The sequence below is a fragment of the Thermoflavimicrobium daqui genome (assembly GCF_003313465.1).
In the GTDB taxonomy this organism is placed as follows: Bacteria; Bacillota; Bacilli; order Thermoactinomycetales; family Thermoactinomycetaceae; genus Thermoflavimicrobium; species Thermoflavimicrobium daqui.
On record NZ_KZ845663.1, the window covers coordinates 619,079 to 634,387 of the forward strand.

A 15,309-nucleotide genomic window follows, 5' to 3' on the forward strand; every position below is an offset into this window, starting at 1 on the left:
TCGTTTTATCATTTATGACTACTAATATATGCCCATTTTAAGCTATACTCTACGCCAAAGGGATGACGATAAAGATCTTTGACATATTTTTTTTGCATAAAAGCATTCCCTTTGAAGTATAACGGAATAACAACGGTCAATTCCCCTGGTTTTACCAACATTCGTTCTGCTTCGAACCAATTTTTCAGCTTGATTTCATTGTTGTTTGTCTGCATCGTTGCCTCTAATAATCGATCTAATTCAGGACTACTAAATTTTCCTTCATTTAATTCTGAATCAGAGTGCCAAATATTAATAAAACTATTCGGGTCGTTATAATCTGCAGTCCATCCTTCCATTAGCAAATCAAATTTCATGTTTTGTTTTAACACTGTTCTAGCATCGGGAGCAGGTGTATTGATTAAGACATCAAGCCCCAAAATCTCTTTCAGCTGCTTTTTAATCTCGAGGGCGACACTTTTTCGTTCATCATCAGGTGTAAGTAAAACCAAGGATGGTATTTTTTGTAATTTCAGCTCCTGCAATCCCTTTTTAAAATATGTTCTAGCCAGTTGTGGTTGATAGCTAACTAAGTTTTTATCACCTTGATCACGAAATGATTGGCCATTCACAGTAATTCCTGGAGGGACTAAAGCATCTGCTGGTGTTGAAGCCTCTTTTAAGGAATTTACAATTTCCTTGCGATTAAGCGCCAAGGAAAGGGCAAACCGAATATTTTGATTACGGAAAAATGCTTTAGTATGATTCATTAATAAATAGTTCACACGAGCAATTTCTGAGTGAACATAATCGGGAGAATTACGATATGCTTCTGTAAAATTTTTCAATCTGGCAATATCTAATTTTCCGCTCTGATAAAAGTTAATTTCTTTCTCTGAATCGATCCCAATATGAATAACTACTTGATTTAAACTAACATTCGAACGATCCCAGTATTCTGGGTTTTTCTTCAAGATAATCTTAGAAGGGGTAAAACTTTCCATGATAAATGGTCCATTGTATACCATTGTTTTTGAGTTAGTAGCATATCTTTCTTTGTACTTTTCGACAATATCCCGTCTGAGAGGGGAAAAGTTAGGCATAGCTACAATACTTAAAAAGTTAGGATCTGCCTCTTCTAATTCAATTTTCAATATTTTGTTATCAATAGCATGAATGCCTACTTGATTTTCTAATGCTTTCCCTTCGTTAAATTTGCTCGCATTTTTGACTTTCATTAGAGCATACGCCATTTGTGCTTTCATTTTCGGATGAAGCATCCGTTTCCAAGCATATTCAAAATCATTCGCGGTGACAGGCCGACCATCACTCCATTTTGCATCGGAACGTAGCATAAACGTATATGTTTTTCCATCTTCACTTACTTCATAACTTTTAGCAATGCCGAGGGTGGGGCGATTATCCTTCCCTATTCTCATTAAGCCTTCCTGAATATTGTTAAGGACATTCACACCATTCATTTCTGCAAATTTGGCTGGATCAAGCGTAGCAGGCATTCTAGTTTCTGTAAGTTCCAGTGATTGATCTTTACTTATCTCCTCGGATTCTTTCGACAAGTTCAAATCAGAAGATAAATCACAGCCGGTTAGCAAAAAAGTACCCAAACAAACACTTAAAATAATAGCCTTCCACTTACTCAAGCTCCTTACCCCCAGATATTTATATAAAAAATTAAAAATCTCCCTTGCTTGTTAATTATAAACAGATCCCCAAAAAAATAAAATATATAAGGATTTATTAATAAATTACCAACTTATGTAAATTTTTTATTCTATTTCGATTTTATTTACTTTATAAAAGGTTTCCCTCTAAAAAAGCCATTCATCGTTTCCCCACTCACTCCCATCGCCTTTTTCGGTCCATTGAGCTTTTTTACAACGATGTAACTTCCTCTATCTCTTCATTGCAGTTCAAAAAAACAAGCCTATTCTCCAATATGGGAAACAGGCTTGTCGTGCAAGTTATATGAACTTAAAGTTGTCTGCAAATTACATCACTCTTTCATATCGCCAATAAAAATATGTAATTATTGAAAAAGAAAAGAAAAAGCTTTCAAACTATCTTTTCTCCTTGCTCATATAGGCCCATTTCAAACTATACTCTACACCAAATGGGTGATAGATCATATCTTTTACATAGCTTTGTAACAAAAAAGTTTCCCCATGATCATACAGTGGATGAACCATTGCTAATTGGTCTGGTTTAACAAGTAATTTTTCGATTCGTGTTAAGTAGGTTAATTTCTGCTCTTCATTATTCGCTTGCTTCGTCAACTTGAATAATTCATGGAGAGTGGATGATTGAATCAAATTCCCATTCTCTTCGAAGTCGTTGTACCAGCGATCCAAAAAGTCACTAGGACTATTGCTATTTGCTATAAAGCTATCCAAGATTAAATCATAATTCCCTTTTCTCTTCAGATCTTTTAACTGATCTACTTCTACAGTACTTAAAAGTACTTCTAATCCTAATGTCTTTTTCAACTGCTTTTTAATCTGAATGGCTGCTTTTTTCCTTTCATCGTCGGGTACAAGTAGGTGTAATGAGGTTGGTAGTTTTGATTTCAACTTACTTTTCCCTAGCCGAAGTTGTTCTTGTGCTTTTTTAGGATTATAAATCACCAGAGAATCTAAGCGAATATCGCGATATGAATGACCTCCACTGGCTACGATTGCTGATGGAATGAGTCCGCTTGCAGGCTTTGACCCATCATTCAGTTGTTCTGTAATATTCTTTCGATCAATTGCTAATGTAATCGCTTGTCTAATATGATCGTTTTGAAAGAGGGGCTTTTTCAAATTCATTAACAAATAATCGGATTGGGCCATCTCCGTTTGCAAATACTCGGATGATTTTTCATCCTTTGATGTTTGCTGTACTCTGGCAATGTCAAGCTGTCCTTGATGATACAATTCCCGTTCTTTAGTTTGGTCTTTGACCACAAAAATCTCGGCCATTTTAAGCCCTACATTACTACGATCCCAATAAGCATCATTTTTTAATAATACTAACTTGGAAGGCGTAAAGGTAATGAGTATAAAAGGTCCATTGTATACCATTGTGTTTGAACTGGTTGCGAAGTTTGTTTTATACTTCTGGATCATATCCTTTCGCTGTGGTGCCAGTACAGGTAATACAACTTTATCCAAGAAATTCCGATCTGGATGGTTCAATTGAATTTTCAATGTCTTTTCATCCATAGCAAAAATACCAACCTCTGCTTCTTTTGCTTTCCCTTCATAATAAGCTCGAGCATGTTTAATTCCAAATAATACATTAGCATAAGGCGATTTGTTCTTAGGGTGAAGCAATCGTTTCCAAGCAAATTCAAAGTCATAGGCAGTTACTGCTTTTCCATCACTCCATTTCGCATCCTTACGTAGGAAAAATATATAGGTCAGCCCATCTTGGCTTACTTGAAATTCAGCAGCCATCGCTGGCTCTGGACGATGATCTTTCCCTAATCTCAGTAACGATTCCTGAATTTGATTGAGTATATTTAAGCTGCTTAATTCATTGACTTTGGCTGGATCTAATTGACTATCTATTTGTGGTTCTGTCATTCGTAGTACTTGTCCCTCGACCACTTCTTTTCGTAAATCAAAGTTAAGACGCGTTTTCCAATCACATCCCGTAAGAAATAATGAAAAAATAATTACATACAACAAGGATTTTTGCCAGTAATTCAAATTAATCACCATTTCTCTATCTGTCATTTATAATTTGATTCTAGCAGACAAAAATCCTAATCCATTCCTATTAACAAATTCATTTCCAACCCTTTACATTCTATTAAAAATAGGTGGAAGATCCTATTCGGGATCACCTTCTAAACAGTCGCTCTAGTTCTAGATTCAACTAAGGTTATAATATATACAATAAAAAAACCCTACTTTCCATCCTTGAGAAAGTGGGTTAAAGCATTCATTTATGAAAAAGTATCATGCTTCTTTGAGACGGGATGAATCACATCCAGCCCACCCGTCACATTGATGATGTTTCCTGTTACAAAATCCGAGGCATCCTGACAAAGAAAATCAATCACCCTGGCTACATCTTCTCCTGAGCCTGGGCGACCACGTGGTGTTTCTTTGTCTGTTAAGTTTACCACGTCTTGTATACGCCATTCCTTTTTTTCTCCAACAATATCCCCAGGACATACCATATTGACGGTAATGCCATAGGGAGCTTCTTCGACAGCCAATGTTTTGGTAAATGATACAAGTCCTGTTTTTGCGGCTGCATAGACCGAGCGGTCAGGCCAAGATGGTGCTTCACCGGCTCTTCCAAATCCAAATAGAATTATTCTGCCCCATCGTTGATGTCGCATATGAGGTAAAACAGTATGAACCGTCCAAAGAGCACTTAGCAGATTACCAGTGATCATCTTTTCAACTTCTTCCAAGGAATGCTCGTAAAATAACTTACGCTCCCGAATAAAAGGTCCTACTGCATGAATTAAGACATCAATTCTTCCAAATTGGCGGTACACGTTTTCAACTAACAAAGTGGCTTCTGCTTGATTCATCACATTAGCTTGAAAAAATTCACTATGGCCTTCTCGATCTGTCTTTAGGCTTTGTAACCAGCTTTCGAGCTCAGAAGTCCACTTCCGACCATTGATAGCTAAGTCCCAGTCTTTTTCCGAAAGTATGGTTGCCGTGAGCTTGCCCAACCCATTTGTTCCACCTGTGATCAATGCCACACGCCTTTGTTTCAATCGCGAATTCATCCTTTCTGGCTCCAGAGAAGGCTTCCTGCTTTGAGGCGATTTTAATAATGGGAATATTCAACGATGCAATAAGGTCTGTTTTTTATTTATCTTTCCATCCATGTTCTCTATTATCTTCATAAACTTTACTATTGATGATTATGAATGGGGTTTTATATAAAAATAGATATCATCTTTCTCTTCGCCATCTATTTGATTGTTTTGGCGCAGATATTCTAAATGAGCCAGTGTTTCTGCCATTGCAAACCGTAGATTATGAATGGATAAATTTTGACCAAAGATAGCAAAACAGGTATCCGCTGTCGTAAGTCGCCCTCTTTCTGCAACAATCTTCTGGATTTGTTGTAGCCTCTTTTTATGATGATTTTCAAGTTGAGAAATACGCTCTTGATAAAAGTCAAATACTTGACCATGCGCAGGGAATACCTGTTTTACAGCAAGGTCTTTCATCTGAGCCAATGTTTCTAAAAATAGAGCAAGTGGATTCGAATGACACTTAGGCCATAAACTTATATTGGGTGTAATCTTTGGTAACAAAAAGTCACCACCCATTAACAGTTGCCGTTTAGGATCATAAAAGCTTAAATGCCCATCCGCATGACCGGGTGTATGATAAATTTGATAAGGATAGTCACCTAGCTCTATCATTTCTCCAGCACGAATAAATTCCACTTGGGGATGCGGTTCAACCCATCTGCAAAATCCTCTGAGGTGATCTGGGATTTGCTTGACCCAAGCTTCAGGTAGACCATGTTTCTTATAAAATTCAGCCATCTCATCAGGTAAGCTACTCTCTCTATCAAAAAAGAGCATAGCCTGTTTCCAATCGGTCTCCGATATATATACTGGAGCTTGGGTTAAATTTTGTAAAGTCCCAGCTAGTCCAAAATGATCGGGGTGGTAATGAGTAATTATAATTTTTTCTACATCTTCCCAAGTAAAACCCACTTCTTGTTGTATTTGTTTCCAAGTTTCTAATGCTTCTGTCGTATGTAGTCCTGCATCCACAATGGTATATCCCTTTTTCCCCTCTATCAAATACGCATTGATAATTTTTAAGGGAAAAGGTAAGGGCAAAGCAACCTTAATAATATCTCCCCATCTGTTCATTTGTTTGTTTCCCCTTTTTTATAGTTTCCATTCACGCAGTGTAACAACTTGATATTTCGGCTTAATCTCAGACTGGTTAGCTATATCCATGGTCGTTACCCCACTAAGCACAAGTAAGGTATCTATCTTAGCTTTAACACCTGCCAAGATATCTGTTTCTAGGTTATCTCCTACAATCAAAGTCTCCCCAGATGTTGTTCCTAAAGCTTTTAATGCATAGTGAATAATTATCGATTCGGGTTTACCAATGATTTTTGGATTTACCCCTGTCGCCATAGCGATCGCTTGAATTAATGAACCAGCTCCAGGTAGTAAACCTTCTTCTGTAGGAAGAGCTTTATCTGGATTAGTGCCAATAAACTGAGCTCCTTGTCGAATAAAAAGACATGCTTTTTTCATCTTTTCATAGCTAAATTCACGATCGATTCCTACAACAACAGCTTCTGGATTTTGCTCTGTCATCAAACAGTTTGCTTCAATTATCGCTTTCTTTAGTCCCTCTTCGCCAATCACAAATACGGAAGGAGAGCCTAATGTATCTTTTAAATAAGCAGCTGTAGCTAGCGCAGAAGTATAGACTTGATCCTCTCTAGCAGGAAAACCAAATTTTTGCAATCGTTTAGCTACCTGAGCTGGTGTTTGAGAAGAATTGTTAGTCAAAAATAAATATCGTAAACCCATTTGGTCTAAGGAAGCTATAAATTCGACCGCTTCCGGAATAATCTCATTACCTCTATACAAAGTCCCATCCAAATCAATTAGATAACCCTTATATTTTTTCATTTATAAACCGTCCCTATGATAATCATTCGTTCACTTTCTTTCGTATATGGTTCCCCTTGATAGCTTCCATATGTAGCATTTACGGTCATTCCAGCTTCCTCAATCATACTGAGCAGTTGATGATAGGTGTACATTTTAACCCGTTCTTCATATCTTCTTTCTTCATTCCCATCAACGATTCGAATGTTTTTGCAGACATAATCGCCTTCAATGCGCCTGTTTTCTTTAATAATCATGCCTTTTTCTTGTCGCTCGCTCTCAGGTATCAAATGGCTAACAATGGCTTCCTTATTTAGAAAGTCAATAAAAAATCGGCCTTCAGATTTAAGGACTCGAGCAATCTCTAAGAGAACTTGGAAATTTTGCTGGTCTTCATGAAAATAGCCAAAGGAGGTAAATAAATTGAGTACAACATCATACGATTGATCAACAAAAGGAAGCTGTCGCATATCCCCATGTATAAAATGAATAGGAAGCATTTCACTCTGACTCATTTTCGTTGCAATGTTTAGTAATTCCCACGATAAATCCAAACCTAGAACATTGAAGTTTCTTTTTGCTAAGGAAATTGAATGACGACCTGTTCCACAACAAAGATCTAATATTTGATCCTTTTCTGTAAGCTGTAACCAATCGATCAATCGTTCAACTTCATCATTTGCCATGGCTCGATTTCTATGAGGATAAACTAATAAATAGTCTTTCCCAAAACTTTCTTTATACCATTCCAAGCTCATTATTTTTCCTCCTGTATTAGCTTACTATTTTATTTTATCAAATAAAGTTATTTAGAATATAGTCTATTTTAATGCAATGCACCTTTTAACTAGTGTTAATCATATAGCCGATTGCAATCTACAATAGGACATCATCCTAAAAAAGGGCTGATTTTTAGTAATCACCCCTTTAAGACCCTATTTATATGAATTTTCCGTATATAGTATGCGAATCATATCATTGTAAAACCTTTTCGCATCTCACAGATGACAAGCCCTTTAAAAGGAGTATTGCCAAATAAAAAGATATCATTCTCTATGAAAGACGAGATTGTTCCATTATGCTGCTACCTATCGCTCCCCCACTTACTAATTTCTTAGAGTTATGCTCTTAGGAAAAGTCGAGTCTACATCAAAGAGATTAGATAGCTTCGTCTCAGAGTAATCTAACTTTTTAATCGAATGATGCAACATACTCAATTGACTTTTAGAAGTTCTTGTCTCTGTGAGGATGAGGTTATTTAATCGCTTCCTTTATGACCTCCTGATTCTCTGCTTTTTGACGAATGAAATAGACACAGTTTTGTCCACCTTTTGCCTTACATTCATATAACTGTACTTCAGCGTCCAAAAGGTTTCGGAACCAATTGAGCTCACAATTACAGGCTTGATTATAACGATTGGCTATTTGCACGATAGGACAGTTATGCTCGACCAAAGTAAAAGATTCAGCAGAATTTTCTTCCCATTCTACCATGTATCCTTTAGACTCTTGTAGTTTGGCTAATGTTTCTATCCGTTCGCGCAAACTTTTTTCTTGAAACATCGATTGATAGGACTCAGTTAGTCGCTTCTCGCGATTACGAAATAAGCTGTCGATAAATTCGCTTCCCTGTAGTTCCTCTAGATCTTGAAGGAGATCCAAAGTAAACATATGGTAATTTTTCGGGAAGAATTCCTCAGATTTTTCAGTTAGGAAGTATTGACTAGTTGGTCGACCCATGGACTGACGTAACAGCTGGGATTGAATTAATTGATCCCGTTCTAAAGTATTTAGATGGCGACGAACAGCCATCTCTGTTACCCCTAGGTGCTCAGCCATGTCGCTTACAGTCAATGGTCCCTTGGTTTTAAGCAAAATAAGAATCTGATTACGGGTTGAGCCGTTTTCTCTCATCTGGCTTCACCTTCCTTCTCCTCATTGTACAAAAATGCACAAAGGTTGTAAATTTACCTAAACACGCTAATCTTAGCATCTTATTGACAAAATGAGAATAATAATGCTCCAATGTTAAATTTCAAAAGGAAAGATTCAATTTGTTATCGTATGGTCCCAGCGGCACGTTCTTTTTCTAAAAAAGACTTAACAGCATGAATAAATTGACGATAGGGCTCAATATCTATACTAAATCGACGAAGTTCCTCTGTTTCGATCACATCATAGTATCGAATCAGTTTTTCTCTAAAAGTTACTTTTTCTTTGACTTTACCCGATAATTGCTTGTCGATAACTTGTTCATCTTCTAAAATATCTACAATATCAAGGTAGCCCCCTGGATCACGCATAATAAATCCATCAATCAATACACTCCCTACGTCAATCATGCTCTCTACTGCAATGTGAAGTGCTCGAGCTGCCGCAAATCCCTGTATACTATGAACATCGTCCACATTTGTCTGCTCTAGCACTTGAATACAATTTTGCAAATATCGAAGCTGGCTCTCAATTCGTTTTATATTAATATCATAAATCATCGTCCTAAGTTCCTCCAACCATTAAGATAGTCATCATCTATTATACGACATGTATACAAGCAACCAAAAGGATAGTACAAAGTTAATCATACACCAATATACCAAATAAAACAGACAACGCAATAGTTTACTAACTCTAATACGCGATTTCCTAATTAGTCATATCAGCTCCCATTGATGATTGGAAGCTATTTGTATTTCATCCACTAGTTTTGTATAAATTTGGCTTCCTTTGTCATGTCTGAAGGATTGGAATATGATTCCCAGAAAATAGTAGATATAATAATTACACAGACTGGAGGAATTTGCGATGTATCATAATATCCAAGATATTCAAGCTTATATTTCAACACGGGAAGCAGCTGAAAAATTACAAGTTCATGCACGAACGATAAGAAAGTGGATTGATATGTTTGAAGATTATATCAGTCCAGATTGGAATGAACGTGGTCATTATTTACTAACAGAACAAAGTCTCTTACGTCTAAAAGATATAAAAGAACGCCTCCAAGAACCTAATAAATCGATGCGCCAAGTTCGTGAAGACTTAATTCGAGAAGGTAAAATTACGAAAGAAACCGAATGGGCTCAGCTTGATCCCGAAAAAACATTTCGTTTTATATCAGAAAATATGGAAAATATGATTGACATGGTTGAAGAATTATTCACTCGAATGGAACGGTTTGAAGGTCACCTGTATACTCTCTTTGAAGCGATCGAAAATTTAGAACAACAATTAGCAACTGTCACACATGATAGTATCCCAGCAGGCGAACTTCATAAAATGTTTGATGATATTCGTAAGAAACAAGAGCAATTAAAAATAGAGTTACGTAATGCTCATTTTACACAGCGCATGGTAGCAGTAACACGAGAATCTTCTCTTCCACCCCGCAAAAAGAAAAAGAATTTTTTATTTTTCTAACATCATCCTATTTGGGTAGAATTTCTCTAGGAGATACTGGACACAAGTCGAAGACCATGACAAACTGAATGCAGGAGAACATTCTCATGACAAACACCAAAAATTCCAACCTATTGGGTAAAGCTTATCTTTGGAGCCCGATTGGAATTAGACTACATGAAGTGATTGAGATAAACGAAAAGGAGTTTACTTTATGACAGACTTGATGTTCTTGTATGATGATGTAGAAAATACCCGTACCCGCTTTGTTAGTTTTATGGGAGAAACAAATCGTTTTGATTTAGCCATTATCACAACTGAACGCTTTTATGGAAAATTATTAGTTTTAAATTTACAATCAAGTCGATTTGCCATTATAGGATCGGATGACTTAGAGGAACCTGGCTATCTTGAACATGTATATCAGCTTTCTGAAGAGGAAGCAGAAGAACTTCGACACTTTTTGCATACACTGATCTAAGCCTAATCGGTATGGAGAATACCCCCTTCTAACTAAAAAAACCTTGGTTCACAAAATAGGTGAACCAAGGTTTTTTTATATGGGTTGGAGATGGTCTTGATTGCCAAAGCTAGCTTATCTTTCCCTGTATACAATTGTTTCTCGACGGACAATTTAGGAAAAAGAGGTGAAAGAGCATATGTCCAATCGACCTGATTACAAAGAACTAAAAACTGTTGAGTCAGTCCGTAACGAAATTCTTCCAGAGGAATTTCCCGAAGGGCCTTATGGATCAACAAGAAATGAAAAGCTTGGTAAAAGTACCCCATGGGAAAAAGATCAGCATGCTGTCTCCAATTTTGCTTATGAGAATCGTGAATTCCATGAAGGTTTACAAAGAGAAATGCCAGGAAGTCATCCCACCCATGATGATCCAGAGGTATAATCTTAATTCGGAATGCGTTTTAGTACAAAGTAAGCACAGCCGAAATTACAAAATTCATTTAAATACTCTTCTAAATAACTAATTTTTGTTTCTGGTGTTGCACGAATATGTTGGTCTCGAAAAAAACCTTTCAGCCTAAGTTGACCATATCCCCAATCACCTACAATAAAATCGTATTTATTTAAGATTTCACTGTATCTCTTCTTAAAAGCATCTGGATTCCACGCATCCCGATAGTTGGTTAATAACTCAAAATGAATTCCTTGTATTTCCATTCTATCCATAAAAGCGGCGTAAGTATTATACGCCCTTTCCTCCTTTTTTAATAAAAGTGCTGCCATCTCTTTTTATTTTTAGACTGCTATAGAACAGTACAGGATTGTTTAGTTGTGTAACTACTATATCACAACTGATAATTCCTTACTATGTTTTAATTGGAAGCGTATTCATATGAAAAACGGGCAAGCTATCCTAAAAGGAGGTATCAATATGACTCGACGAGCATGGGTACTGGGTATCTTTAGTGTAATACTATTGATTACCACAGCCTGTTCACCTCGAAATCAATCTGCAGAACATGACAATACCAGTCCACAAGAGCCGATTTTTCGTGAAACCAATAATCCGTCTCGACTAGGAGCTGTACGTCGTGATAATAGTGATATCAATGGCCATGAAAATGCTGCTACCGGAGGGCAAAACGAAATTGGTTATTTTCGGTACAATCCAGCCAATTATCGGACCAATGGACGTAAGATTCCACAATCCCATAATGTCTTTGTAGATCGTCCTATCTTGGCTAAACATATCGCTCAATTGGTCACTGTTTTACCAGGTGTTAAAGAGGCCACTGCTTTAGTAACGGATGATCATGTATTTATCGGCGTGCGCACAAAGAACGGAAAACACAATCCGAAAATTATCAAAGAGGCCAAACGGACAGCCGAAGCTGTTACCCCACGTTATTTTAAAGTACATGTTACGGATAGCCAAAAGCTTGAATCACAAATCAATAGTGTCGGAATGCGTATGAGAACAAATAATGATGTAGAAGGTGTAAGAGGAGATCTTGAACAGCTACTTCGAAAAATGGGTGATGAAACTCCACCTGATGTTAATGAAGATAATAACCCTAATTCCAAAACGCAAATTGGATATTAAAAGGACGCTTCAACTATGAAGCGTCCTTTTATTATTGAGCCACTGCTTTTTTCTCTGTATTTGCTTGTGCAGATTGAACTTGTTCATGAGCATGATAAGAACTTCGAACTAATGGTCCTGATTCCACATGGGAAAAACCTAGTGCAAGACCCTCTTCTTTGAAAGAAGCAAACTCTTCTGGTGTATAATACCGTTCAATTTTCATATGTTTTCGAGTAGGTTGTAAATATTGTCCAATGGTTACAATATCGACCTGATGTGCCCGAAGGTCTCGCATGGTTTGTACTACTTCATCGTTGGTTTCACCTACTCCAACCATAATACTAGACTTAGTAGGAATTTGGGGCTGCATTTCTTTCGCTCTCTGTAACAATTCTAAAGTCCGATCGTATTTCGCTCTAGCTCTGACACGATCTGAAAGTCGGCGAACTGTTTCAACATTATGATTTAAAATATCTGGTTTCGCATCCATAACAACTTGGAGTGCTTCCCAATTTCCTTGAAAGTCTGGAATAAGTACTTCTACACTCGTAAATGGATTTCGCTGTCTGATCGCTTTGATGGTAGCTGCAAATATGGCTGCTCCACCATCTTTAAGATCATCTCGAGCAACCGAAGTGACTACCGCATGTCTAACTCCCATTTGCTCAACTGCTTCAGCTACACGCTCGGGTTCAGCCCAATCAAGTTCAGTCGGTAATCCTGTTTTTACTGCACAAAAACGACAGGCACGCGTACAAATATCACCAAGAATCATAAAAGTAGCAGTACGATTAGCCCAACATTCATAAATATTAGGACAACGCGCTTCTTCGCATACGGTATGTAGCGTTTTACTGCGCATCATTTTCTTAAGCTCTTGATAGTTCTCACCTGTTGATAGCTTTACTTTTAACCATTCAGGCTTACGCTCTCTCGTCGTCAATTTTTTCCCTCCATCTATCCGTAACTCTCTAGAGAAAGGTCACTATTCACTAAAGGCATTTTCGTATTTATTTTATCACAAATTACCTTTTTCTACCCTGCTAAATCAAACTGTTCTTTTTTTAGTTCTTGCTAGTAAATAGATAAAGTAAGGGGCACCAATTGCAGCAGTAAATACTCCTGCAGGTATTTCTAACGGAGGAGCAACCGTACGTCCTACTAAATCAGCAAGTACCACTATAGTTCCACCCAGTAGTCCAGATACAGGTAAAAGAACTTCAAATGAGGAGCCGACAAGTCTTCGAGCTGCATGAGGAGCAATTAATCCTATAAAGCCAATGGCCCCTGCAAAAGCAACAGCCGTTCCGGCAAGACCTGTACTAATTAGTAAAATGAACAAACGATTTCTCTGTACGCGATCTCCCATACCTGTTGCAATATCATCACCAAATTGCTGTATATTTACAGTTCTTGCCATGATAAAAGCAAGCGGAATTAAAATACAAATCCATGGTAATAAGGTAAATACTTCTTTCCACTCACTTCCATACACACTTCCAGTTAACCATGTTTTAGATTGGGTCGCCCGATAAACAGGACCTAGTAAAATAATTAAATTCGTAATGGCTTGTGTAGCCGTATACAGCCCAATTCCCACCAATACGAGTCGAAAAGGTGATACACCTTTCTTCCACGCTAATCCATACATGAGAAGAGCAATAACCGTTGCTCCTAAAAATGCTGCGAAAGGAATCCACTGCATACTTACTGAAAGGGATTTTGTACTATCGCTAAAAATGGTAATCATAGATACAGCAGCCACAGATGCTCCACCAGTAATTCCAATGACATCGGGTGAAGCAAGGGGATTTCGGACTAGAGCTTGTAATAGTGCTCCTGAAATCGCCAAGGACATTCCTGAGAATAATGCTACTAGAATGCGAGGCATTCGAAAGGTCTGAATGACCATCTGATGAAGTTCGTCACCTTGACCGATGAAAGTCAAAAACACTTCAAGGGGTGATATATAAATTTCCCCAATCCCTGCACTAATCACAATCGAAAACATTAAAAGAATGAATAAAACCACAATTGTACTTACTGCTTTTTGATCGACAAAAAAAGAAATTCGATTACCTATCCGCAAAGTACGAAAACGTTTCATACTTTTTCACCTGCATTTCTACGGGCAAGATAAATAAAAAATGGAGTCCCAATGATAGCTGTCATCACTCCCACTGGAATTTCTTGTTTGGCCATAATCAGTCTTCCACCTATATCTGCACTCATTAAAAATAGAGCTCCAAATAGGATGCTATAAGGAATAATCCATCGATAGTCAATCCCAACTAATGCTCGTACTATATGCGGGACAATCAGCCCTACAAATACAATGGGACCAGCGATCGCTACGGATCCACCTGCTAATAAAATAATAATACAACCCGTCAATAGCTTAATCAGACCTAGTTTCATTCCGAGTCCTTTGGCAACCTCATCTCCTAAAGCAAGGACATTCATTTGCTTCATAATGACAAGTGCAAGTATCCAGCCTAGAAAAATAAATGGAAATATACTCGAAACCATTTCTAATTTTCTTCCTTGAACCGAGCCAGTAAGCCAAAATAATAACTCTTCAAGACCTTTTTCGTTCATGACTAAAATTCCTTGTGTAAGTGAAGCAAACAAGGCTGCCATCGCTGTACCTGATAAAGTTAGCTTTACTGGAGTCATCCCATCCCGCCCCAGCGATCCTAAAAAATAAACCAAAAATGAAGCCAGAGCTGCACCAACTAACCCTACTATCATTAATGAAGTTAATGATTGTATACCTAAAAAAGAAACAGCAATCACAATCAAAAAACTAGCTCCCGCATTCACACCTAATGTAGCTGGTGAAGCAAGGGGATTTCGTGTAAGTCCTTGCATAAGCCCACCTGCAATCGCTAAACTAGCTCCAACCACTGTAGCAATTACTGTCCTAGGTATGCGACTACTCCGAATAATTAAGTGTTCGTTTGATTGATTAAAATGGAAAATAGAGTCCCAAACCATTTGTATCGACATATTTTTAAATCCTAACATGATACTTAACAACATAAAAAGAAAAACGAATAATAATCCAATTATCAATCCAGCAACTTTTAATAACCTCGTATGTAAAATCTCTCTCAACGATCGTCACCTAACTTCCTTAATTACCTGAAACCATTTTCAGTCTAATGAATCTATTTAGTACATGTCAATGAAAATCATTTTCAAATACTAATTGACAATAAACTAGCTCCCTATTATAGTATTAAATGAAAATCATTATCA

16 protein-coding genes are annotated in these 15,309 nt (G+C 37.3%); 4 read left to right on the forward strand and 12 right to left on the reverse strand.

What is annotated here, in order from left to right; genetic code table 11:
- Positions 1-8 precede the first annotated feature (8 nt).
- From DL897_RS02860 to DL897_RS02895, 8 genes are all read right to left on the reverse strand, one after another.
- Positions 9-1,640 (reverse strand): peptide ABC transporter substrate-binding protein, encoded by a 1,632-nt coding sequence (locus DL897_RS02860; protein ID WP_113657601.1) that lies wholly within the window; start codon positions 1,638-1,640, stop codon positions 9-11.
- Positions 1,641-2,057: 417 nt separating this feature from the next.
- Positions 2,058-3,689 carry a peptide ABC transporter substrate-binding protein gene (locus DL897_RS02865; protein WP_168188615.1) on the reverse strand — a complete coding sequence of 544 codons (1,632 nt, stop codon included), beginning with the start codon at positions 3,687-3,689 and terminating at the stop codon, positions 2,058-2,060.
- A gap of 239 nt (positions 3,690-3,928) precedes the next feature.
- Complete coding sequence (locus DL897_RS02870) at positions 3,929-4,732, reverse strand: SDR family oxidoreductase (protein WP_113657603.1); 804 nt, start codon at positions 4,730-4,732, stop codon at positions 3,929-3,931.
- Between the two features lie 138 nt (positions 4,733-4,870).
- A complete protein-coding gene (locus tag DL897_RS02875) occupies positions 4,871-5,842 on the reverse strand; it encodes an MBL fold metallo-hydrolase (protein ID WP_113657604.1) in 972 nt (323 codons plus the stop codon).
- Between the two features lie 18 nt (positions 5,843-5,860).
- Positions 5,861-6,625: a TIGR01457 family HAD-type hydrolase gene (locus DL897_RS02880; RefSeq protein WP_113657605.1), complete on the reverse strand. Its 765-nt coding sequence runs from the start codon at positions 6,623-6,625 to the stop codon at positions 5,861-5,863.
- Positions 6,622-7,362, reverse strand: coding sequence for a class I SAM-dependent methyltransferase (locus DL897_RS02885; RefSeq protein ID WP_113657606.1), 741 nt, complete (start codon positions 7,360-7,362; stop codon positions 6,622-6,624). The genes DL897_RS02880 and DL897_RS02885 overlap by 4 nt, the downstream gene beginning before the upstream one ends.
- A 496-nt stretch (positions 7,363-7,858) precedes the next feature.
- Complete coding sequence (locus tag DL897_RS02890) at positions 7,859-8,518, reverse strand: helix-turn-helix transcriptional regulator (RefSeq protein ID WP_113657607.1); 660 nt, start codon at positions 8,516-8,518, stop codon at positions 7,859-7,861.
- 143 nt (positions 8,519-8,661) lie between these two features.
- Positions 8,662-9,096 carry a DUF86 domain-containing protein gene (locus tag DL897_RS02895; RefSeq protein ID WP_113657608.1) on the reverse strand — a complete coding sequence of 145 codons (435 nt, stop codon included), beginning with the start codon at positions 9,094-9,096 and terminating at the stop codon, positions 8,662-8,664.
- Between the two features lie 310 nt (positions 9,097-9,406).
- Here DL897_RS02895 and DL897_RS02900 point away from each other — a divergent pair, with 310 nt between their 5' ends.
- The 3 genes from DL897_RS02900 (at position 9,407) to DL897_RS02910 (ending at position 10,905) form a co-directional block, all read left to right on the forward strand.
- On the forward strand, positions 9,407-10,021 hold the full coding sequence (locus DL897_RS02900; RefSeq protein ID WP_113657609.1) for a MerR family transcriptional regulator: 615 nt from the start codon (positions 9,407-9,409) through the stop codon (positions 10,019-10,021).
- Positions 10,022-10,214: 193 nt separating this feature from the next.
- Positions 10,215-10,481: a DUF3055 domain-containing protein gene (locus DL897_RS02905; protein ID WP_113657610.1), complete on the forward strand. Its 267-nt coding sequence runs from the start codon at positions 10,215-10,217 to the stop codon at positions 10,479-10,481.
- Positions 10,482-10,659: 178 nt separating this feature from the next.
- Positions 10,660-10,905: a hypothetical protein gene (locus DL897_RS02910; RefSeq protein WP_113657611.1), complete on the forward strand. Its 246-nt coding sequence runs from the start codon at positions 10,660-10,662 to the stop codon at positions 10,903-10,905.
- Between the two features lie 2 nt (positions 10,906-10,907).
- On the opposite strand, the gene DL897_RS02915 is transcribed toward DL897_RS02910, so the two are convergent.
- On the reverse strand, positions 10,908-11,180 hold the full coding sequence (locus DL897_RS02915) for a YutD family protein (protein ID WP_240627253.1): 273 nt from the start codon (positions 11,178-11,180) through the stop codon (positions 10,908-10,910).
- A gap of 214 nt (positions 11,181-11,394) precedes the next feature.
- On the opposite strand from DL897_RS02915, the gene DL897_RS02920 reads away from it, so the two are divergent.
- Positions 11,395-12,066: a YhcN/YlaJ family sporulation lipoprotein gene (locus DL897_RS02920; protein ID WP_168188616.1), complete on the forward strand. Its 672-nt coding sequence runs from the start codon at positions 11,395-11,397 to the stop codon at positions 12,064-12,066.
- 31 nt (positions 12,067-12,097) lie between these two features.
- On the opposite strand, the gene lipA is transcribed toward DL897_RS02920, so the two are convergent.
- The 3 genes from lipA to DL897_RS02935 form a co-directional block, all read right to left on the reverse strand.
- A complete protein-coding gene (gene lipA / locus DL897_RS02925; protein WP_113657614.1) occupies positions 12,098-12,991 on the reverse strand; it encodes a lipoyl synthase in 894 nt (297 codons plus the stop codon).
- A 105-nt stretch (positions 12,992-13,096) separates the two neighbouring features.
- A complete protein-coding gene (locus DL897_RS02930) occupies positions 13,097-14,155 on the reverse strand; it encodes a FecCD family ABC transporter permease (protein ID WP_113657615.1) in 1,059 nt (352 codons plus the stop codon).
- On the reverse strand, positions 14,152-15,165 hold the full coding sequence (locus tag DL897_RS02935) for a FecCD family ABC transporter permease (protein ID WP_240627239.1): 1,014 nt from the start codon (positions 15,163-15,165) through the stop codon (positions 14,152-14,154). The genes DL897_RS02930 and DL897_RS02935 overlap by 4 nt, the downstream gene beginning before the upstream one ends.
- Between the last annotated feature and the right edge of the window lie 144 nt (positions 15,166-15,309).

Excerpts from the sequence above, each read along its gene's own strand:
- DL897_RS02930 (WP_113657615.1), bottom strand. The coding sequence starts at position 14,155 with ATGAAACGTTTTCGTACTTTGCGGATAGGTAATCGAATTTCTTTTTTT.
- DL897_RS02915 (WP_240627253.1), bottom strand. The coding sequence starts at position 11,180 with ATGGAAATACAAGGAATTCATTTTGAGTTATTAACCAACTATCGGGAT.
- DL897_RS02895 (WP_113657608.1), bottom strand. The coding sequence starts at position 9,096 with ATGATTTATGATATTAATATAAAACGAATTGAGAGCCAGCTTCGATAT.
- DL897_RS02920 (WP_168188616.1), top strand. The coding sequence starts at position 11,395 with ATGACTCGACGAGCATGGGTACTGGGTATCTTTAGTGTAATACTATTG.
- DL897_RS02910 (WP_113657611.1), top strand. The coding sequence starts at position 10,660 with ATGTCCAATCGACCTGATTACAAAGAACTAAAAACTGTTGAGTCAGTC.
- DL897_RS02900 (WP_113657609.1), top strand. The coding sequence starts at position 9,407 with ATGTATCATAATATCCAAGATATTCAAGCTTATATTTCAACACGGGAA.
- DL897_RS02870 (WP_113657603.1), bottom strand. The coding sequence starts at position 4,732 with ATGAATTCGCGATTGAAACAAAGGCGTGTGGCATTGATCACAGGTGGA.
- DL897_RS02905 (WP_113657610.1), top strand. The coding sequence starts at position 10,215 with ATGACAGACTTGATGTTCTTGTATGATGATGTAGAAAATACCCGTACC.
- DL897_RS02885 (WP_113657606.1), bottom strand. The coding sequence starts at position 7,362 with ATGAGCTTGGAATGGTATAAAGAAAGTTTTGGGAAAGACTATTTATTA.
- DL897_RS02890 (WP_113657607.1), bottom strand. The coding sequence starts at position 8,518 with ATGAGAGAAAACGGCTCAACCCGTAATCAGATTCTTATTTTGCTTAAA.
- DL897_RS02880 (WP_113657605.1), bottom strand. The coding sequence starts at position 6,625 with ATGAAAAAATATAAGGGTTATCTAATTGATTTGGATGGGACTTTGTAT.
- DL897_RS02875 (WP_113657604.1), bottom strand. The coding sequence starts at position 5,842 with ATGAACAGATGGGGAGATATTATTAAGGTTGCTTTGCCCTTACCTTTT.